Genomic DNA, 18,324 nt, shown 5'->3' on the forward strand with positions numbered 1-18,324 from the left:
GGCGGGATCAGTTGCCCGAGGGTTGCCCGGCCGCCTCGGCCTTCTCGTTCGCGGCTTTCACGGCGTCATAGGCCGCGGTGAAGCCCTTGAGCGAGACGTTCAGCGTCACCTTCTGGTCCGGCGCCACGGCGGGAACGATGGTGACCACGCCCTTGTTGCCCTTCTTGAAGCCGTCCACCTCGGCCTGGGTGAACCCCACGCGCGCGAAGCAGCCGGCACGGTTGCACCAGGAGAAGGGATAGACCTTGGGCTTGGCCGCATCGACGCCCATCGTCAGATTGGCCGTGAGCAGCGTCTCGAGCGGCGCCACGATGGTCGCGCCGGCGGCGGCCTTCTGGCCCTGCGGAAGCGCGAACATGCTGATCTCCGCGACGGAGTTGCCCTCGCCATCCTTCAGAAGCTGATACATCTGGCACGGGTCCGAGCCGTCCTCGGTGCGGACGCAGCGCTGCTCCCAGTCGCCGTGGGTCGCGGCGACATAGGTGGAGCCGAGGCCGTCTTCGGACTCTTCCTGCCCCATCGACAGGCCCTGCGGGGCCGCGGCGCCTTCGGCGGGCGCCTGCGCGGCGGGGGCTTCGGTGGCGGGGGCGGCCGGCGTTTCCTGCGCCCAGCCTGCCGGCGCGATCCCGAGGCCCAGGGCCATGACGCAGAGGGTTTTCAACTGATTGCTCGACATGCGCGATCCTGTCCTCACTTTATGTCGCGCGGGTGGTAGCACGCGAACCGCGCAGTGTCAGGTGCCAATTGCGCGAGGCGTCGCAGGAGGCGGCACGCCGCACATGGGACGGAGCCTCGGGTCGCGCGCCGGTCAGGGGCGGGCATGAAGATCGGCTGCGTGACGAGCAAAAGCGAAAAGGGCCGGCAGTCCGGCCCTTCCCTGCGTCAATTTTGCTCCCTGTCGGACTGGCCGACTTCATCTGTTCGGGACGCTAAGGTCTAATCGAAGGGTCGTCAACAGCGAATCGGCCTTGGGACAACTGCCGAAAAGTCAGGAAAAACCGCGCCTTCGAGAAGGCGCGGCCAGTCCAGTTCAGGGAGGAAGGAACATCGGAAGCCGATGGGTGCCCCCGGCGAGAAGGAGACTCGCAGGAATAGTTTAAGGATGTATTGTCTTGCCGAACGGATCTTGCGCGGGGATTTCCATGGCGGACAGCATCTTCGTTGGCGGCGGCGGAGAAGGTCACGCGAAGCCCCAGAGCCTGCTCCTGAAATACGGTAACCGCCACGGCCTCGTCGCGGGCGCCACCGGCACGGGCAAGACCGTGACCCTGCAGGTCCTGGCCGAGGGCCTGTCCGCGGCGGGCGTTCCCGTATTCCTGTCCGACGTGAAGGGCGACCTCGCCGGTCTCGCGGTGGCGGGCTCGGCCGGGGCCAAGCTGCATGCGGCCTTCAGCGAGCGCGCGGCGACCATTGGCCTCGATCTGGTCTACCGCGGCTTCCCCGTCACCTTCTGGGATCTCTATGGCGCGCAGGGCCATCCCGTGCGCACCACGGTGGCCGAGATGGGGCCGCTTCTCATTTCGCGGCTGCTGGAGCTGTCCGAGGCGCAGGAGGGCGTGCTGAACGTCGCCTTCCGTCTCGCGGACGAAGAGGGGCTGCCGCTCCTCGACCTCAAGGACCTGCAGGCGATGCTGGCCTTCGTGGCCCGGAATGCGGCCGACGTCTCGGCACGCTACGGGCTGGTGACGCCGGCCTCGGCGGGGGCGATCCAGCGGCGGCTGCTCGTGCTCGAGACCGAGGGCGGGGAGCAGCTCTTCGGCGAGCCGGCCCTCGACCTTGCCGATCTCATGCGCGTCGAGCCCGACGGGACGGGGCGGATCTCGATCCTTGCGGCCGACCGGCTGATGCAGTCGCCGCGCCTCTACGCGACCTTCCTGCTCTGGCTCATGTCCGAGCTGTTCGAGGACCTGCCCGAGGTGGGCGATCCCGAGAAGCCGAAGCTCGTCCTGTTCTTCGACGAGGCGCACCTGCTGTTCGACGATGCGCCGAAGGCGCTGGTGGACAAGATCGAGCAGGTCGCCCGGCTGATCCGGTCGAAGGGGGTGGGCATCTTCTTCGTTACCCAGCGGCCGGGCGACGTGCCCGAGGATATCCTCGCGCAGCTCGGCAACCGGGTGCAGCATGCGCTGCGCGCCTTCACCGCGAAGGACCAGAAGGACCTTCGGCAGGCGGCCGAAACCTACCGGACGAACCCGCGCTTCTCGACCGAGGAGGCGATCCGCGAGGTGGGCACTGGCGAGGCCGTCACCTCGTTCCTCGAGCCGAAGGGCGTGCCGGGGATGGTGGAGCGCACTTTGATCCGTCCGCCGTTCTCGCGCCTCGGAACGCTCGCGCCCGAAGAGCGGCAGGCCATCGTGGCGGCCTCGCCGCTGGCGGGGAAATACGACCGCGCGATCGACCGGGACAGCGCCTTCGAGCGGCTCGCCGCCCGAGCGGCGGCAGCGACCCAGCCAGAGCCGGAGACCATCCCCGAGGAGCGGGAATATGCGTCCGGCCGCCGCTATGGGGGGCCGAAGTCGCGCGAGCCCTCTCGCGAAGAGCCTCCGACGCGGACGCGCAGCCGGCAGAGCGACAGCGTGGCCGAAGCCTTTGCCAAGAGCTTCGCGCGCCAGATCGGAACGCGGGCGGGCCGAGAGATCGTGCGTGGCGTGCTGGGGACGCTCTTCCGCGGCCGGTAGAAGACGGCCGGGCAAACCGGACCATCTGCGAGCCGCGATGGTTGCGCGGCCGATGATTAACGGAGGCGCATGGCAGACTTTTCGGCCGCGACGGTCAGATGCGTCCGAAGATGCGGGAGCAGGAAATCAAACCCGCGAAGGTCGGGCGGCCCGCGGGCCGCCCGGAGAGGCGAAGCTTACTCGGCCGCCTGACGGGCTCCGGCCAGTTCCGCCCGCGCCGCGCGGATGCCGTCCCCGTAGGCGGGGCTCACGCGGTCGAACTGGGCCAGCGCCCGGTTGGCGATCTCTTCGGGGATGCCCGCCATCGCCTCGGCGATGTTGCGATAGAGCCGCGCGCGCTGTTCGTCGGTCATCACCTTGTCATGCAGGGCGCGAGGCTGACTGTAGTCGTCGTTCCCCTCGCGATGGTCGTAGCGCGCGGCATCGCCCGAGATGCGCAGCGGCGGCTCGGCCACGGTACCATCCTGCACCGCGGCCCCCGGCACCGAGTTCGGCTCGTAATAGGCATCGACCGCCCCGGTACGGTGGCCGAAGAAGTTCATCTGGCCGTCCTTGTGGTAGTGATGCACCGGGCAGCGCGGCGCGTTCACCGGAAGCGCCTCGTAATGCGTCCCGAGGCGGTAGCGGTGCGCGTCGGCATAGGAGAAGACGCGGGCCTGCAACATCTTGTCGGGACTGTAGCCGATGCCCGGCACCTTGTTCGACGGCGAGAAGGCCAGCTGCTCGATCTGGGCGAAGTAGTTGTCCGCATTGCGGTTCAGCTCCATCACGCCGACCTCGATCAGCGGATAGTCCGAATGCGGCCAGACCTTCGTCAGGTCGAACGGGTTGTAGGGCGTGGTCTCGGCCTCGGCCTCGGGCATCACCTGCACCATGAGGCGCCATTTCGGGAAGCGACCCTCCTCGATGGCACCGAAGAGCGCCTCCTGATAGCCCTCGCGGGTGCGGCCGACGATCTCGGCGGCCTCGGCATTGGTGTAATGCGCGTGGCCCTGCAGGGTCTTCCAGTGGAACTTGACCCAGAAGCGCTCGCCCTCAGCGTTCCAGAGCGAATAGGTGTGCGAGCCGTAACCGTTCATGTGCATCGGATCGACCGGCAGCCCACGGTCGGACATCAGGATCGTCACCTGATGGAGCGACTCGGGGCTCAGCGACCAGAAGTCCCACATGGCGGTGGCCGAGCGCAGGTTGGTGCGCGGATGGCGCTTCTGCGTGTGGATGAAGTCGGGGAACTTCATCGGGTCGCGCACGAAGAAGACCGGGGTGTTGTTGCCGGCGAGGTCCCAGTTGCCCTCCTCGGTATACATCTTGACCGAGAAGCCCCGCACGTCCCGCTCGTGGTCGGCCGCGCCCAGTTCGCCCGCCACGGTCGAAAACCGCACCGCGAGATCGGTCTGCTTGCCCACCTGCGAGAAGACCTTGGCGCAGCTGTAGGCCGTGATGTCGTTCGTCACCGTGAACGTGCCGAAGGCGCCCCAGCCCTTGGCGTGGACCACACGCTCCGGGATCCGCTCGCGGTTCTGGTGCGCAAGCTTCTCGATCAGCTGATAATCCTCGAGCAGAACCGGGCCACGGGGGCCGGCGGTCAGCGAATTCTGGTTGTCGGCGATCGGCGCGCCGGCCGTCGTGGTCAGGCGGGTCATGGTGGTCGCTCCCTCGGTTGGTATCGGTGCTGCGTGACATATGCCCGAGATCTGGAATAAATATAAATCGGATCTTCTGTGTAATGCGATAAGGTTTGCTTATGAGACTCACCCTTCGGCAGTTGTCCTACTTCCTCGCCCTCGCCGAAGAGCGGCATTTCGGGCGTGCGGCCGAGAGGGTTCATGTCACGCAGCCCGCGCTGTCCATGCAGATCCGCGAGATGGAGGAGACGCTCGACGCGGCCCTCTTCGAACGACATCCGCGCGAGGTGCGGCTTACGGCAGAGGGACGCGAGGTGGAGCGGCGGGCGCGACGCATCCTCGCCGAGGTGACGGAACTAGAGGCGGCGGCGCGGCAGCGCGGTCTGGCGCAGCGGGTCAATCTCGGCGTGATCCCGACAGTTGCGCCCTACCTGCTGCCCGAGGTGCTGCCGATGCTGCGGGCGCGCGACATCTCGCGGGACCTGCGGGTGCGCGAGGCCACCACGGACGTCCTTCTCTCGGCGCTCGACCGCGGCCAGATCGATGCGGCGGTGATCGCGGCACCGCAGGGCGTTGCGGGGCTGAAGCTTGTGCCGCTCTTTGCCGACCGCTTCCTGCTGGCGGGGCGCGAGTCGATGTTGTCGGCGGTGGGGACAGAGGCGCTGCGGCCCGTGGGCCTCGACCCTGACAGGCTGCTCCTTCTCGACGAGGGCCACTGCCTCGCCGATCAGGCGCTCGAGGTCTGCGGGATGAACCGGCGGCAGGCGCGGCTCGACCTCGGGGCGTCGTCTCTCACCACGCTCTGCGGGCTGGCGGGGCAGGGGCTGGGGATGACCTTCCTGCCCGAAATCGCCTGGCGGCAGGAGCAGGCCGCGGCACCGGGCCTTGCCGTCCGCCGCTTCGCAGCACCAGAGCCCGCGCGGCAGATCGTGCTGGCGCGGCGGGCGGCGAGTTCCGCCTCGGACTGGTTCGAGGATCTGGCCGGGATGCTTGCGAAGGCAGGACATGCGCTGACCGCCTTGGCACGGACAGCCGTTCCGGGCTGAGGCGAGGAAAGCCGGCCCTGCCGCATTGCTCCGGTGCGGCAGGGCCAGGGGATCAGGCGGCCGCGCCCTGCGCTGCGGCGGCGAGCCAGCCCAGCACGTTGTCGGGCGAGGAGACGCCATAGGGATCCTCGCTGTGGTTGTCGCAGAGGCCCGGCTCCTCGAACCAGGCCTCGACCACGCCGTCGTTCACGATCGCCGCATAGCGCCACGAGCGGAGCCCGAAGCCGAGGTTGTCCTTGCGCACCAGCATCCCCACGCGCCGCGTGAATTCTCCGGAGCCGTCGGGGATGACCTGCACGTTCTCGAGCCCCTGTGCCTTTGCCCACTGGTTCATGACGAAGCTGTCATTGACCGACAGGCAGTAGATCGCGTCGATCCCGTGCGCCTGGAAATCGGCGAAGCCCTTCTCGAAGCCCGGAAGCTGATAGGTCGAGCAGGTGGGGGTGAAGGCGCCCGGCAGCGCAAAGAGCACGCAGCGCTTGCCGCCGAAATAATCGGCCGTGGTCATGTCCTGCCAGCGATACGGGTTCGGTCCGCCGATGCTCTCGTCGCGGACGCGGGTGCGGAAGGTAACGGTCGGGAGGCTGGAACCGGGCAACATTGGAATGATCCTCGTTTTGCGACTGGCGGTTGTGGGAACGGTGCCTTCCGCCTAAACGCTGCGCCCGCGAGGTTCAAGTCGCTGCGGCGCAGCAGCGGGATGCTGCTGCGCCTTTGCCCAAGGGATGGGCGTTTCCTGCCTCACTCGCAGCCCTTTGCACCATCTCCCGACCGCCGGTCCCTCCTGCAAGCCTCCAGACCGAACGGCGAAGGACTGGGCGCTCAGACCACCGGGGCGCCAGTGGCGGGGGCGGGCTGCACGCCGCCGGGCCGGAAGAAGCCCGATGCATGGGCGAGGCCTGCCGCCGCGCCGCCCGCGAGGGGCGCCACGATGAAGACCCAGAGATCGGCCAGCGCCTTGCCCCCGACGAAGACCGCCGGGCCGACGGAGCGGGCAGGGTTGACCGAGACACCCGTCACGTTGATGCCGACAAGGTGGATGCCCGTCAGCGTCAGGCCGATGGCCAGTCCCGCCAGCGCCGTCGAGGCCGGCGAGACATGCGAGGCCGTCGCCGCGAGGATCACGCAGACGAAGATGAAGGTCGCGAGCAGTTCGAAGATGAGGGCAGCCCCCATCGAATACTCGCCGAGATAGCCGGCGCCGAAGCCGTTCTGGCCGAGGCCGTTTGTCGCCAGCGAGTAGTCGGCCTTGCCCGAGGCGATCAGGAAGACGGCGAGCGAGCCGATCACCGCCCCGGCCACCTGGGCCAGGACATAGCCGCCGAACTCGGCCACGGGCATCCGGCCGGCCATCAGGAAGCCCAGCGAGACCGCGGGGTTCAGGTGGGCGCCGGAAATCGCGCCAAGCGAATAGGCGGCAGCCACGATGGAGAGGCCGAAGGCGAGGGCGATGCCCAGCATGCCGATCTGCTCTCCCATAAGGACGGCTGCGCCGCAGCCGAAGAAGACGAGAATGAAGGTGCCGAGCATCTCAGCCAGGAGCTTCTTGGTCATGGGACATCTCCGAGTCTCTGAATGAAAAGGCAATTGCGGGACTTCGCCCTGGAATGGGGCCGCGGAGCCGGGAGCCGTCGCAGTGCGGGCTGGCTTCGGCTGTCGCGACGGCCTATATGAGCATGGAATGTCGCTTTCATGATCGGAAAACTTGTGCGCGACCTGAAAATCCCCGACCAGCGCCACCCCGAGAAGGCGCACCGCCCGGACAATGCGCAGCCCAGGAAGCCGTCCTGGATCCGGGTGAAGGCCCCGACCTCTGAAGGCTACAAGGAGACGCGGGACATCATCCGCGGCCAGAAGCTCGCCACCGTCTGCGAGGAGGCGGGCTGCCCGAACGTGGGCGAATGCTGGAGCCAGGGCCACGCCACCATGATGATCATGGGCGAGATCTGCACCCGCGGCTGCTCGTTCTGCAACGTGGCGACGGGCCGGCCGCAGGACCTCGACGCTTTCGAACCGGGGCGCGTCGCCCATGCGGTGAGCCAGCTCGGGCTGAAGCATGTGGTGGTGACGAGCGTGGACCGCGACGATCTCGAGGACGGCGGCGCCGAGCATTTCGCCCAGACGATCCGCGCGATCCGTCACCGGGCACAGGGCACGACCATCGAGGTGCTGGTGCCGGACTTCCTGAAGTGCGGCCCCGAGGCGCTCGAGACCGTCATCGCGGCCCGGCCCGACGTGTTCAACCACAATCTTGAGACCGTGCCCGGCCTCTATCCCGAGGTGCGGCCCGGTGCGCGCTACTTCCATTCGCTGCGGCTCCTGCAGCGGGCGAAGGAGCTGGATCCCACGATCTTCACCAAGTCGGGGATCATGGTCGGACTGGGCGAGGATCGGCAGGGCGTGCTGCAGGTGATGGACGACATGCGCTCGGCCGATGTCGATTTCCTGACCATCGGCCAGTATCTCCAGCCGACGCCGAAGCATCACCGGGTGGACCGCTTCGTCACGCCCGAGGAATTCGCGGGCTACGAGAAGGCGGCCTATGGCAAGGGCTTCCTGATGGTCTCGGCAACGCCGCTCACCCGCTCGTCCTATCACGCGGGCGATGACTTCGCCCGGCTCCGCACCGCGCGACTGGAGCGTCTTGGCGCCTGAGGCCTGCCGTCCCGGCCCCTGCCGGCGTCAACGCACCCGTCTGGCGTCGGAGTTCAGCGGATACTCAGGGCGGACACGTCTGTTTCGGCGCAGATATGTGCTCGCCTCCCTGTGCTCGCGCTAAGGTGCAGCGCGGGCGCCCTGCATCCGCACGACTGGGCAGAGCAAGCGCCATGACGACCCGGCGGGTCAGCCGAACAGGCGGACCCTCTGGCCGCACGGCTCTCCGAGCCTCCGGGTCGCTCACTCCACCGGCGGCACCTTCTTGAGATAGGCCGCGATCGCCTGCCGGTCCTCGTCGGTCAGTTGGCCGGTGTTGCGGACCACATCCGCCATCTGCCCGCCGGCTGAATCGTAGTCAGGGGTGAAACCGGAGCTGAGGTATTCCGCGATGTCGCCCTCGGACCAGTCGAGTTTGGCGGGCGTGATGTTCGGGATCGTGCCGCGGCCCTCGGGATTGGGGCCTCCGGCCAGCCACCGTCCGGTGTCGCGCAGCCCGAGCGCATTGCGCGGCGTGTGGCATTCGCCGCAATGGCCGAGCCCCTCCACCAGATAGCGCCCGCGTTCCTCCTCGGGCGAGAGATCGCCCTCGACGATCCAGGATGGCCCGCCCGCCAGCAGCTTCCACCCGCCCAGGATGATCCGCTGGTCATAGGGAAACGACAGCTCGTGCGGCTCATCCTCACGGTCCGACGGCGGCAGCATGTCGAGGAAGGCCTTGAGGTCGGCCACGTCCTGCGGCTCGGCATGAGCGTAGGAGGTGTAGGGGAAGGACGGGTAATAGTGCTGCCCCTCGGGGGACGTGCCGTGCCGCAGGGCTGAATCGAGATCCGCGACCGACCAGCCGCCGATGCCGTGATCCGGATCCGGCGAGATGTTCGGCACCACGAAGGTGCCGAAATCGGTCGAGAGCCTTTCGCCGCCGCACAGGACCAGACGCGCCTCGCCGGTGGCCTCCGGCGTCGCATGGCAGGAGGCACAGCCTCCGGCCCAGAAGATCCGCTCGCCACGGCTCGCGTCGCCGGTGAGGCCGGCGAAACTGACCGGATCGCTCTTGACCGGGCGCGTGAGCCAGAGCCCTCCAGCCCCCGCGATCAGGACGAACGCGAGGCCGGCCGACAGGAAGCGCCGCAAGGGGTCAGTCCTTCTGGCGATAGGTCTCGTGGCAGCTGCCGCAGGCAGAGCCCAGATCGCGCATCGCCCCCTGCAGTCCCGCCAGGTCGGTGCCGGCCGCAGCCTGCATCTGCGCGGTGGCTTCCTCGAGCTGGGTGATCTTCATCGCGAAGTCGTCCGGCTTCTCCCAGATCGCCGGCAGCGCCTCGCTGTCCTCGGCCTCGTCCACGCCGGAGCCTTCGGGAAAGAGTTCGGGCGACAGCACGGAAGCCAGCGCCGAGAGGTTCGAGGCGGCGTCTCCCGCCACTTCCGCATCATAGGGCGCTTCTTCCTTGGCCATCCCGCCAAGCTTGCCGAGTTCGTAGGCCATCAGCGTCATGAGGCCGTGCCGCCCCTCGATCATCCGCTCGATCTGTCGGGCATCCTGGGCGAGGGCGGGAAGGGCGGCAAGGGAGAAGGTCAGGGCGAGAACGGGAATCGATCGCATCGGAACGGTCTCCTGGCTGGGTGCTGAGGATCTAGAGGCTAGCCCGGCAGCCACGACAGAGACACGGAAAATGTTCAACGTTTTCGTGATGTCGGACCCGGCGGCGGTCCGGCGCGCATCCGGGTCCGGCGCGGCGTGGCTTCGCTGCTGCACCGCTGTGCCATTCCCGCCACGACGAGCAGGGCCGGATCGCCAAGGCACGTGGTTGCGCACGATCGGCTGCAGCGCGGGCCTCCGCTCCGGCAGAGACCTCTGCCAGCCCCGGCGTCAGGGTCGGCCGGCGGGGCCGAAGCCATCCACCGTCAGCGCCTCGGGCCAGCCCACCGTCCGCTCCACCGCGGCGAGCGCGAGCGAGGCGCCCACGACGGCCAGCATGAGCAGCACCCTCTGCAGCGACGGCGGCCGCCGGACCCAGCGCGTCATCCGCAGAAGCCAGAGCGGGTTCATGCGCCCTCCAGGAACCGCACCTTGCCGATGAAGGGCAGGTTACGATTGCGCTGCGCGAAGTCGATGCCGTAGCCCACGACGAATTCGTCCGGGATCTCGAAGCCCGTCCAGGTCGCGCGGATGTCCACCTCGCGCCGCGAGGGCTTGTCGAGCAGCGCGCAGACCTCGAGCCGCTTCGGCTCGCGCGAGCGCAGGAACCGCACGACATGGCTGAGGGTAAAGCCCGTGTCGACGATGTCCTCGACCACGAGCACATCGCGGCCGGCGATCTCGCCCCGCAGGTCCTTGAGGATCCGCACCTCGCGGCTCGAGGTCATGGCGTCGCCGTAGGAGGAGGCCTCGAGAAAATCGACCTCGACGGGAAGGTGGATCTCGCGCACGAGATCGGCAATGAACACGAAGGATCCGCGCAGCAGCCCCACGACCACGAGTTTCTCGGTGTCGGCAAAATGTTCGGTGATCTGCCGCGCCAGTTCCTCGACCCGTGCCGCGATCTGCTTGGGAGAGATCAGCTGGTCTATGACATAAGGTCTCGTCGGCATGGCGCCCTCTTGCATCCTGCCGCCCGTTTATCCAGAAACGACGCCCAAGTCACGCCCGACCGGGGCCGCTGCCCAAGGACCGAACGCCGCGATGCCGACCCACTCCGAGAGCCGCCCGCTCCCCTGGAGCGCCCAGGAGATGTATGACCTCGTCGCGGATGTGGAGCGCTATCCGCAGTTCCTTCCGTGGAACTCGGCCGCGCGCATCCGCTCGAGGAAGCCCATCCAGGGGGGCGAGCTGATGGAGGCCGATCTCGTGATCTCCTTCAAGGTCTTCCGCGAGCGCTTCGGCAGCCGCGTGAAGCTCTTCCCCGAGGCGAAGCGGATCGAGACCGAGTATCTCGACGGCCCGTTCAAGTACATGCGCTCGTCCTGGAACTTCCGCGACCGGCCCGAGGGCGGCTGCGAGGTCGATTTCTTCGTCGACTTCGAGTTCCGCAACGCGATCCTTCAGGGAATCATCGGCGTGGTCTTCAACGAGGCCATGCACCGCATCGTGCGCGCCTTCGAGAAGCGAGCGCAGGCCCTCTACGGCGCTCGCTGATCCGCCTGTTTTTCAGGCAGTTTCACGGTCCAAGGCGGCGATCACGCCCCGCACGCCCTGCGCAACGGCATCGCGATTGACGATGCCGCAGGGGAAGATGATGATCATCGTGAGATTAATCATGTTGGTTATTACCTTCCACCTTAGGTGTAGGGGCGGTTACGTCGATGATTTTGAGCATTCAGTACCTGCGCGGGCTGGCGGCATCCTCCGTCGTTCTCTTCCACACAAGCGAGATGGCGCAATTGCCCTTCGCCGTCGGCGCGGCCGGGGTGGATCTTTTCTTCGTCATCAGCGGCTTCGTCATGTGGGCCACGATGCTCGACCGCCCGATGAGCCCGTGGCGCTTCGCGTGGCGGCGGTTCACCCGGATCGTGCCCCTCTACTGGATCGTGACCGCCGTCACCGCGGCGGCCGTCATCCTCAAACCTCAGTTCTTCCCGGGGCAGGACGTCACCCTGCAGACGCTTGTCGGGTCGCTCTTCTTCCTGCCGCCGGTGACCGGGGCGGGCCTCTCGCCGATCGTCCTGCAGGGGTGGACCCTCAGTTACGAGATCCTCTTCTACCTGATCTTCGCCGCAACGCTTGTGCTGCCCGTCTGGCAGCGGCTTCGCATGGTGCTCGCGGTCCTGCTGTCCCTGATGCTTGTGCATCCCTGGCTTCCCGAGGGTCTTCCCCGGGCGCTGACCGAGCCGCTCCTAGCAGAATTCGGCATCGGAGTGCTGATCGCCGCCCTCTGGAGCAGCGGCCTGCGCATTCCGTTCGCTCTCTGCCTCGTCATCCTTGCTGCGGGCGTGGCCGGACTCGTGGCAAGTCAGGTCGTCGCCGACGACCTTCCGCGCTGGCTCCGCTGGGGTCTGCCGGCGGCTGCCGTCCTCGCGGGCGCCGTATTCGCAGAGCGCGCGCGGCCGCACCGTCCGCTCCGCGCGTTGACCTGGCTCGGCGACGCCTCCTACTCGCTCTACCTCTGGCATGTGGTGGCCGGGGTGGTTGCGGTCGGACTGGCAGGCCGGCTGGGCCTGCCCGACCCCTGGCTGCCGCTCGCGATGCTGGTCGGAGGAACCCTCGCGGCCCTGGCGCTCTACGAACTGGTCGAACGGCCGCTGCTGCGCCTGCTGCACCCGAGGGTCACGGCCAAGCCCCCCGGCGTGGCACATGCCCCGTCGGGCGCCCTGGCCTAGATCGCGGCCGCGAGCAGGTTCAGCGCATGCGAGACGCTCGCGCGGCGCACTTCCGCGCGGCCGAGGGCGCCGAACTCGACGGTCTCCACCAGCGTCGGCCGGCCATCCCGCCGCGCGAGACCGAAACACACGCGCCCCTCCGGCTTGAAGTCGGAGCCCCCCGGTCCCGCTATTCCGGTCACCGCGACGGCAAGCGTCGCCTCGGACCGCAGCAGGGCCCCCTCGGCCATCTCGCGCGCCACTTCCTCGGAAACCGCTCCGAAGCGGCGGAGGGTGTCGTCCGAAACGCCGAGCATGGCGGTCTTGGCGGAATTGGAGTAGGTGACGAAGCCGCGGTCGAAGACGTCGGAGGAGCCTGCCACATCGGTGAGGGCCGCCGAGATCATGCCTCCGGTGCAACTCTCGGCGGTGGCGATGCGGGCGCCCGCGGCGCGGGCCCTTTCGAGAAGCGCGGCCGGGGTCACATCAGCACCCCATGCGCGACGGCCGCGGCGATCATGGTGGCCACGCCGGCGAAGACCCCCGCGAGCAGGTCGTCGGCCATGAGCCCGACCCAGTCCTCGCGCCGGTCCGCCCGTCCGATCGGGCCCGGCTTCCAGATGTCGAAGAGCCGGAAGAACAGGAAGGCTGCGACCCAGCCCGGATAGGGGAAGTTCCAGGTCTCCAGCCCCATGAGCCAGAAGCCGAAGGACGGGAAGAGCAGCGCGATCCACTGCCCCGCCACCTCGTCGATCACGAACTCCGGCGGGTCGGCGTGCGGGCGTAGCTTCAGCTCCTCCCGCACGGCCCAGAGGCCGATCGCGCAGGCCGCCGCCGTGGCCACCAGGAGCAGGGGAAAGCTGCCGAGGCCATGGAGGAGGAGGCCCGCGCCGACCGCCGCGGCCGAACCCCAGGTGCCCGGCGCGGGACGCAGGAGGCCGATGCCTCCGACGGTGCAGATGGCGCGCGAAAGCCTCATGCCTGCAGGAGCGTCACCGTCGCGATGCAGGCAATGCCCTCTTCGCGACCGGTGAAGCCCAGCTTCTCGGAGGTCGTGGCCTTGACCGAGACGCGTCCGGCATCGACACCCATGATCCCGGCCAGCGCCTCGCGCATGGCAGGGGCGACGGGACCGATCTTCGGCCGCTCGCAGATCAGCGTGACGTCGCAGTTGGCGAGTGTGAACCCGCGGGCCGCGATCCTGCCCATGGCATGCTCGAGGAAGATGCGCGAGGCTGCGCCCTTCCACTGCGGATCGGAGGGCGGGAAGTGGACCCCGATGTCACCTTCGGCCAGTGCGCCGTAGATCGCGTCGGTCAGCGCATGCATTCCCACATCGGCATCCGAATGGCCGATCAGGCCGCGGTGATGCGGCACGCGCACGCCGCAGAGCCACACATGGTCGCCGGGGCCAAAGGCATGCACGTCGAAGCCGTTACCGGTGCGGATATCCATTCAACTCTCCTCGTTCTTCAATGACCGACCGAACGGCCGGCCGGGTCGGGGCCGGTCCGAGGGCCGGCGGTGTCGGCTGCGCCCTGTCCGGGCGGCATCGCGGCCGGCCCCGGGACCGGCGGCATCAGGGGCCGGCGCGCGTGCGGCGCTGCCGCCGCGACGGTCGGCAGCCGGCCGGGTGGCATGCGCCGGCGGCCGGGTCAGTGTCCGGCCCTCAGCCCGAGCAGGCGTTCCGCCCGCGCGAAATCGCCCGGGTAGGTCACCTTGAGATTGTCCTCGTCTCCCTCGACGATCGCCACCTCCAGTCCCGCCGCACGCGCAACTTCCACATCGTCGGCGGCTCCTCCGGGATGCGCCCGGTGGGCGGCAAGGATGGCCTGGAAGCGGAAGGCCTGCGGGGTCTGGGCGCGAAAGAGACCGGCACGGTCCTGCGTGCCGACGACCCGGCCGGCTTCCCCGCGCCAGAGGGCGTCGCTGACCGGGACGGCAGGCGCCGCGCCCGGCACGGCGTCGAGGGCCGCGATCATCCGCGCGATGAGGTCGGCCGACACCAGCGGTCGCGCGCCGTCATGGATCAGCACCCGTTCGACGCCCGCAGCCGTCAGGGCTTCGAGCGCATTGCGCACCGACGCATCCCGAGTGGCTCCGCCCTCCACAAGCTGCAGACTGCCATCGGAGGCACCCTCGAGCGCCTCTGCGCGATCCCGGTCGTCGGGATGGATCACCAGAAGCGTCCTCGCGACACCGGGGGCGCGGCGGAAGGCTGCAAGCGCATGGGCGACGACGGGTTGCCCCGCGAGCGGCTGCCACTGCTTCGGAAGGTCTCCTCCCGCCCTTGTGCCGCGCCCTGCGGCAACGATGATTGCGGCTGTCGTCATGGCCTCGTCATTCCTTTGCCCGAAGCTCTAGGCGATGGCGCGGCGAGAGACAATCGACCCTCCTGTCGCGGCCCGGCTACGGAGCGTCAGCGGTTTGAGCACGGCCGCCTAAAATTCATGCAAAGCACGATTTTCCGGCAAAGTTGTGACAAGCCGAATTGTCTTCCGGACCGGCTGGCCGTAACTGAGGGCTGACGCACAAGGAATAGGCACTTTGGCTCTTCGCATCGCTCAGCTTCCGGTGGATCCGCCGGTGCTCCTCGCGCCGATGGCGGGAATTACCGACCTGCCGTTCCGCCGGCTCGCCGTGCGCTTCGGCGCAGGCCTCGTTGTCTCGGAGATGGTGGCGAGTCGCGAGATGCTCTGCGCCCGCGCCGAGGCGCGTGCCCGGGCCGAGATCGGCGCCGGCGAGGGCAGGACCGCGGTCCAGCTCGCAGGCTGCGATCCGCACTGGATGGCCGAGGCCGCCCGTCTGGTCGAGGCGCAGGGCGCCCGGATCATCGACATCAACATGGGCTGCCCGTCGAAGCGCGTGACCAACGGCTGGTCTGGCTCCGCCCTCATGCGCGAACCTGACCGGGCGCTTTCGCTCGTCGAGGCGGTGGTGGGTGCCGTCTCGGTGCCCGTCACGCTCAAGATGCGCCTCGGCTGGGACGATGGCTCGCTGAACGCACCCGAGATCGCGCGGCGTGCCGAGGGGGCAGGGGTGGCGATGATCACCATCCACGGCCGCACCCGCTGCCAGTTCTACACCGGCCACGCCGACTGGCACGCGATCCGGCCGGTCGTCCAATCGGTGTCGGTGCCCGTGGTGGCCAATGGCGACATCACCTCGGACGAAACGGCCCGGACCGCCCTTGCGGCCTCGGGGGCCGCGGGGGTCATGATCGGCCGCGGCGCGCAGGGCAGGCCGTGGCTGCCCGGACAGATCGGCGCCGCGCTCGCGGGCCGGCCCGTGCCACGGGCGCCCGCAGCGGGGGATCTGGCCGATCTGGTCATCGGCCATTACGAGGAGATCCTGTCGTTCTACGGCCGCGATCTCGGCCTGCGCGTCGCGCGCAAGCATCTCAACTGGTACCTCGAGGCCGCGGATCTCGCCGCGCATCGCGTCCCCGTCGTTACGGGGACCGACCCGGCGCAGGTCATCCGCAGGCTCAGGGAAGCCTTCGCGGAGCAGGAAAGGGTCGCCGCATGAGTTTCCGTTCGCCCTATCCCGTTCCGGGCGTGATCTGGGCCAGCCTGCCGGTGCCGGCAGTGCTCATCAATCCGCAGGGCTGCATCGTCGAATCGAACCCGGCGGCGGAGTCCTTCCTCAACGCCTCGTCGCGCAGCCTGAAGGGGCAGCCCGCCTTCGACCGGCTCCTCATCGACGCACCCGTCGAGGAGGCACTGGCGCGGGCGCGGACGAACCAGTCTCCCATCTTCATCAACGACGTGGACGTCACCTCCGGCGAGCGTCCGCCGGTGCAGTGCAACATCCAGATCGCGCCGTTGCACGACAATGCCGAGATCGTCATGCTGCTGATCTCGCCGCGCGAGATCGCGGACCGGCTGGGGCGGGCGACGGCGGCGAAGTCGGCGGCGAAATCCGCCATCGGCATGGCCGAGATGCTGGCCCATGAGATCAAGAACCCGCTGGCCGGCATCTCGGGCGCGGCGCAGCTCATCGCCATGAACCTCTCGCCGGAGGATCGCGAACTGGCCGATCTGATCGTTGAGGAGACGCGCCGTATCGTGAAACTGCTGGAGCAGGTGGAGCAGTTCGGCAACCTGCGCCCGCCCGAGCGGCGGCCGGTGAACATCCACGACGCGCTCGATCGGGCGCGCAAGTCGGCGGCGGTGGGCTTTGCGGCCAAGATGCGGATCACCGAGGAATACGACCCCTCGCTGCCGGCCACCTATGCCGATCCCGACCAGCTGATGCAGGTCTTCCTGAACCTGATCAAGAACGCCTCCGAGGCCGCGGGCCCGCAGGGCGGGCGGATCCGGCTGCGCACCTTCTACGACATCTCGCTCCGCCTGCGGCGCAGCGACGGCTCGGGTGGTGCGCTGCCGCTGCAGGTCGAGATCATCGACGACGGTCCGGGCATCGCGCCCGACATCGCCAAGGAGATCTTCGAGCCCTTCGTCTCGGGGCGCGAGAACGGCACGGGCCTTGGCCTCGCGCTGGTCAGCAAGATCATATCGGACCACGGCGGATGGATTTCCGTCGACTCGGCGCCCGGACGCACGGTGTTCCGGGTCTCGCTGCCGGTGGCGCCCCGGGAAGCGGCGCTCAATGACATGGAGGTGAAGTGATGGACGGCACTGTTCTCGTTGCGGACGACGATCGCACGATCCGCACGGTGCTGACGCAGGCCCTGACGCGGGCGGGATGCAAGGTGCACGCGACCTCCAGCCTGATGACCCTGATGCGCTGGGTCGAGGAGGGCAAGGGCGACCTCGTGATCTCGGATGTGGTCATGCCCGATGGCAACGGACTCGAGGCGCTGCCGCGGATCTCGAAGCTGCGCCCGGGACTACCGGTCATCGTGATCTCGGCGCAGAACACCATCATGACGGCCATCCAGGCGGCCGAGGCCGAGGCCTACGACTACCTGCCCAAGCCCTTCGACCTGCCCGACCTGATGAAGCGGTCGGCCCGCGCGCTCGACATGAAGCGCCGCGCGCCGGTGAACAAGGCCGCCCCCCCGCGCGAGGGTGGCGACGACCTGCCGCTCGTGGGCCGGACGCAGGCGATGCAGGCGCTCTACCGCCTCGTCGCGCGGGTGATGAACACGGACCTTCCGGTGCTGATCACCGGCGAGTCGGGCACCGGCAAGTCGCTGATTGCCCGCGCGATCCATGATTTCTCTGACCGGCGCACGCTTCCCTTCGTGGTGGCGCAGGCGGCCGACCTGCAGGGCGTCGAGGGGCCGGCCACGCTGCTCGCCCGCGCCAAGGGCGGCAGCCTCGTCTTCGACGAGGTGGCCGATTATGACGAGGAGACTCAGGCCCGCATCGTGCGTATGCTCGACATGATGGGCGACAACGCGCCCCGGATCATGTCCACGAGTCAGGTGGATCTCGCCTCGCGACTGGAGACCGGCGCCTTCCGCCAGGATCTCTACTACCGGCTTGGCGGCGTCACCCTGCACGTCCCCGCGCTGCGCGAGCGGGTGGACGACATCCCGCTGCTGGCCGATCACTTCCTCGCCCGCGGCGAGCGCGACCTCGGCTCCACCCGCAGGCTCTCGAACGATGCGCGCGAACTGGTGCGTGCCTACAGCTGGCCCGGCAACGTCCGTCAGCTCGAGAACACGCTGCGGCGGCTGATGGTCACCTCGGCCGAAGCCGAGATCACCCGGTCCGAGGTCGAGGCCGTGCTCGGAAACCAGCCCGCCATGGAACCCCTGAAGGGCGGCGGCGAGGGCGAGAAGCTGTCGTCCTCGGTCGCGCGACACCTGCGGCGCTACTTCGACCTGCACGGCGGCGCGCTGCCGCCTCCGGGCGTCTACCAGCGCATCCTCCGCGAGGTGGAAGCCCCGCTGATCGAGATCGCGCTGGACGCCACCGCCGGAAACCAGGCGAAATGTGCCGATCTGCTCGGGATCAACCGCAATACCTTGCGCAAGAAGATCACCGATCTCGATATTCGCGTGACACGCCGCCGCAAGCTGATGTAAAACGGCAACAGGCGGCGTTGCACATGGAC

The 18,324-nt window shown here is 68.5% G+C and carries 20 protein-coding genes; 8 read left to right on the plus strand and 12 right to left on the minus strand.

Features of this window, described 5'->3' with window-relative positions; genetic code table 11:
* Positions 1-7: 7 nt before the first annotated feature.
* Positions 8-676: an invasion associated locus B family protein gene (locus ACTVZP_RS03915; protein WP_443210778.1), complete on the minus strand. Its 669-nt coding sequence runs from the start codon at positions 674-676 to the stop codon at positions 8-10.
* Positions 677-1,142: 466 nt separating this feature from the next.
* Here ACTVZP_RS03915 and ACTVZP_RS03920 point away from each other — a divergent pair, with 466 nt between their 5' ends.
* The gene (locus tag ACTVZP_RS03920; protein WP_443210779.1) at positions 1,143-2,678 is read left to right on the plus strand and encodes a helicase HerA-like domain-containing protein; all 1,536 of its coding nucleotides are present in this window, start codon (positions 1,143-1,145) and stop codon (positions 2,676-2,678) included.
* 176 nt (positions 2,679-2,854) lie between these two features.
* On the opposite strand, the gene ACTVZP_RS03925 is transcribed toward ACTVZP_RS03920, so the two are convergent.
* Positions 2,855-4,321 (minus strand): catalase, encoded by a 1,467-nt coding sequence (locus ACTVZP_RS03925; protein WP_443210780.1) that lies wholly within the window; start codon positions 4,319-4,321, stop codon positions 2,855-2,857.
* Positions 4,322-4,422: 101 nt separating this feature from the next.
* Between ACTVZP_RS03925 and ACTVZP_RS03930 the strand changes: the two genes are divergently transcribed.
* Entirely contained in the window at positions 4,423-5,349 is a 927-nt protein-coding gene (locus ACTVZP_RS03930) for a hydrogen peroxide-inducible genes activator (RefSeq protein ID WP_443210781.1), read from the plus strand.
* Positions 5,350-5,401: 52 nt separating this feature from the next.
* Here ACTVZP_RS03930 and ACTVZP_RS03935 read toward each other — a convergent pair whose 3' ends face one another.
* Positions 5,402-5,950 carry a peroxiredoxin gene (locus tag ACTVZP_RS03935; protein WP_443210782.1) on the minus strand — a complete coding sequence of 183 codons (549 nt, stop codon included), beginning with the start codon at positions 5,948-5,950 and terminating at the stop codon, positions 5,402-5,404.
* A gap of 221 nt (positions 5,951-6,171) precedes the next feature.
* Positions 6,172-7,104, minus strand: coding sequence for an aquaporin (locus tag ACTVZP_RS03940; RefSeq protein ID WP_443210783.1), 933 nt, complete (start codon positions 7,102-7,104; stop codon positions 6,172-6,174).
* Here ACTVZP_RS03940 and lipA point away from each other — a divergent pair.
* On the plus strand, positions 7,042-8,004 hold the full coding sequence (gene lipA, locus ACTVZP_RS03945; RefSeq protein WP_443210784.1) for a lipoyl synthase: 963 nt from the start codon (positions 7,042-7,044) through the stop codon (positions 8,002-8,004). The two genes, ACTVZP_RS03940 and lipA, sit on opposite strands and share 63 nt — an antisense overlap.
* A gap of 243 nt (positions 8,005-8,247) precedes the next feature.
* Here lipA and ACTVZP_RS03950 read toward each other — a convergent pair whose 3' ends face one another.
* The 4 genes from ACTVZP_RS03950 to hpt all read right to left on the minus strand — a co-directional run bounded on the left by ACTVZP_RS03950 (position 8,248) and on the right by hpt (position 10,593).
* Entirely contained in the window at positions 8,248-9,138 is an 891-nt protein-coding gene (locus ACTVZP_RS03950) for a c-type cytochrome (protein WP_443210785.1), read from the minus strand.
* A 4-nt stretch (positions 9,139-9,142) separates the two neighbouring features.
* A complete protein-coding gene (locus ACTVZP_RS03955; protein WP_443210786.1) occupies positions 9,143-9,604 on the minus strand; it encodes a c-type cytochrome in 462 nt (153 codons plus the stop codon).
* 267 nt (positions 9,605-9,871) lie between these two features.
* Positions 9,872-10,051 (minus strand): hypothetical protein, encoded by a 180-nt coding sequence (locus tag ACTVZP_RS03960; RefSeq protein WP_443210787.1) that lies wholly within the window; start codon positions 10,049-10,051, stop codon positions 9,872-9,874.
* The gene (gene hpt / locus ACTVZP_RS03965) at positions 10,048-10,593 is read right to left on the minus strand and encodes a hypoxanthine phosphoribosyltransferase (RefSeq protein ID WP_443210788.1); all 546 of its coding nucleotides are present in this window, start codon (positions 10,591-10,593) and stop codon (positions 10,048-10,050) included. The genes ACTVZP_RS03960 and hpt overlap by 4 nt, the downstream gene beginning before the upstream one ends.
* A 91-nt stretch (positions 10,594-10,684) precedes the next feature.
* Here hpt and ACTVZP_RS03970 point away from each other — a divergent pair, with 91 nt between their 5' ends.
* Together ACTVZP_RS03970 and ACTVZP_RS03975 are read left to right on the plus strand one after the other, a co-directional pair.
* Positions 10,685-11,137 (plus strand): type II toxin-antitoxin system RatA family toxin, encoded by a 453-nt coding sequence (locus tag ACTVZP_RS03970; RefSeq protein WP_443210789.1) that lies wholly within the window; start codon positions 10,685-10,687, stop codon positions 11,135-11,137.
* Positions 11,138-11,304: 167 nt separating this feature from the next.
* Entirely contained in the window at positions 11,305-12,318 is a 1,014-nt protein-coding gene (locus ACTVZP_RS03975) for an acyltransferase family protein (RefSeq protein ID WP_443210790.1), read from the plus strand.
* Here ACTVZP_RS03975 and ACTVZP_RS03980 read toward each other — a convergent pair.
* The 4 genes from ACTVZP_RS03980 to ispD form a co-directional block, all read right to left on the minus strand.
* Positions 12,315-12,782 carry a CinA family protein gene (locus ACTVZP_RS03980; RefSeq protein ID WP_443210791.1) on the minus strand — a complete coding sequence of 156 codons (468 nt, stop codon included), beginning with the start codon at positions 12,780-12,782 and terminating at the stop codon, positions 12,315-12,317. The two genes, ACTVZP_RS03975 and ACTVZP_RS03980, sit on opposite strands and share 4 nt — an antisense overlap.
* Positions 12,779-13,276 (minus strand): phosphatidylglycerophosphatase A family protein, encoded by a 498-nt coding sequence (locus tag ACTVZP_RS03985; protein WP_443210792.1) that lies wholly within the window; start codon positions 13,274-13,276, stop codon positions 12,779-12,781. The genes ACTVZP_RS03980 and ACTVZP_RS03985 overlap by 4 nt, the downstream gene beginning before the upstream one ends.
* Complete coding sequence (ispF, locus tag ACTVZP_RS03990) at positions 13,273-13,752, minus strand: 2-C-methyl-D-erythritol 2,4-cyclodiphosphate synthase (RefSeq protein ID WP_443210793.1); 480 nt, start codon at positions 13,750-13,752, stop codon at positions 13,273-13,275. Before ispF ends, ACTVZP_RS03985 begins: the two co-directional genes overlap by 4 nt.
* A 200-nt stretch (positions 13,753-13,952) precedes the next feature.
* Positions 13,953-14,630 carry a 2-C-methyl-D-erythritol 4-phosphate cytidylyltransferase gene (gene ispD, locus ACTVZP_RS03995; protein WP_443210794.1) on the minus strand — a complete coding sequence of 226 codons (678 nt, stop codon included), beginning with the start codon at positions 14,628-14,630 and terminating at the stop codon, positions 13,953-13,955.
* A gap of 214 nt (positions 14,631-14,844) precedes the next feature.
* Between ispD and dusB the strand changes: the two genes are divergently transcribed.
* Genes dusB through ACTVZP_RS04010 form a run of 3 tightly spaced genes read left to right on the plus strand, consistent with a single transcriptional unit; the run spans position 14,845 to position 18,295 of the window.
* Entirely contained in the window at positions 14,845-15,825 is a 981-nt protein-coding gene (gene dusB, locus ACTVZP_RS04000) for a tRNA dihydrouridine synthase DusB (protein ID WP_443210795.1), read from the plus strand.
* Positions 15,822-16,928: a two-component system sensor histidine kinase NtrB gene (locus ACTVZP_RS04005; RefSeq protein WP_443210796.1), complete on the plus strand. Its 1,107-nt coding sequence runs from the start codon at positions 15,822-15,824 to the stop codon at positions 16,926-16,928. The genes dusB and ACTVZP_RS04005 overlap by 4 nt, the downstream gene beginning before the upstream one ends.
* Positions 16,928-18,295, plus strand: coding sequence for a response regulator (locus ACTVZP_RS04010; protein ID WP_443210797.1), 1,368 nt, complete (start codon positions 16,928-16,930; stop codon positions 18,293-18,295). Before ACTVZP_RS04005 ends, ACTVZP_RS04010 begins: the two co-directional genes overlap by 1 nt.
* Positions 18,296-18,324: the final 29 nt, after the last annotated feature.

Origin of the sequence: Rhodobacter sp. NSM (assembly GCF_052244495.1) — a bacterium.
Lineage (GTDB): Bacteria > Pseudomonadota > Alphaproteobacteria > Rhodobacterales > Rhodobacteraceae > Cereibacter_A.

Bases quoted from the DNA above. Each gene is read 5' to 3' on its own strand.
- ACTVZP_RS03930 (WP_443210781.1), top strand. From the start codon at position 4,423: ATGAGACTCACCCTTCGGCAGTTGTCCTACTTCCTCGCCCTCGCCGAA.
- ACTVZP_RS03970 (WP_443210789.1), top strand. From the start codon at position 10,685: ATGCCGACCCACTCCGAGAGCCGCCCGCTCCCCTGGAGCGCCCAGGAG.
- ACTVZP_RS03985 (WP_443210792.1), bottom strand. From the start codon at position 13,276: ATGAGGCTTTCGCGCGCCATCTGCACCGTCGGAGGCATCGGCCTCCTG.
- ACTVZP_RS04005 (WP_443210796.1), top strand. From the start codon at position 15,822: ATGAGTTTCCGTTCGCCCTATCCCGTTCCGGGCGTGATCTGGGCCAGC.
- ACTVZP_RS03960 (WP_443210787.1), bottom strand. From the start codon at position 10,051: ATGAACCCGCTCTGGCTTCTGCGGATGACGCGCTGGGTCCGGCGGCCG.
- ACTVZP_RS03920 (WP_443210779.1), top strand. From the start codon at position 1,143: ATGGCGGACAGCATCTTCGTTGGCGGCGGCGGAGAAGGTCACGCGAAG.
- ACTVZP_RS03975 (WP_443210790.1), top strand. From the start codon at position 11,305: ATGATTTTGAGCATTCAGTACCTGCGCGGGCTGGCGGCATCCTCCGTC.
- ACTVZP_RS04010 (WP_443210797.1), top strand. From the start codon at position 16,928: ATGGACGGCACTGTTCTCGTTGCGGACGACGATCGCACGATCCGCACG.
- ACTVZP_RS03935 (WP_443210782.1), bottom strand. From the start codon at position 5,950: ATGTTGCCCGGTTCCAGCCTCCCGACCGTTACCTTCCGCACCCGCGTC.
- hpt (WP_443210788.1), bottom strand. From the start codon at position 10,593: ATGCCGACGAGACCTTATGTCATAGACCAGCTGATCTCTCCCAAGCAG.
- ACTVZP_RS03915 (WP_443210778.1), bottom strand. From the start codon at position 676: ATGTCGAGCAATCAGTTGAAAACCCTCTGCGTCATGGCCCTGGGCCTC.
- ACTVZP_RS03955 (WP_443210786.1), bottom strand. From the start codon at position 9,604: ATGCGATCGATTCCCGTTCTCGCCCTGACCTTCTCCCTTGCCGCCCTT.
- ACTVZP_RS03925 (WP_443210780.1), bottom strand. From the start codon at position 4,321: ATGACCCGCCTGACCACGACGGCCGGCGCGCCGATCGCCGACAACCAG.
- lipA (WP_443210784.1), top strand. From the start codon at position 7,042: ATGATCGGAAAACTTGTGCGCGACCTGAAAATCCCCGACCAGCGCCAC.
- ispF (WP_443210793.1), bottom strand. From the start codon at position 13,752: ATGGATATCCGCACCGGTAACGGCTTCGACGTGCATGCCTTTGGCCCC.
- ispD (WP_443210794.1), bottom strand. From the start codon at position 14,630: ATGACGACAGCCGCAATCATCGTTGCCGCAGGGCGCGGCACAAGGGCG.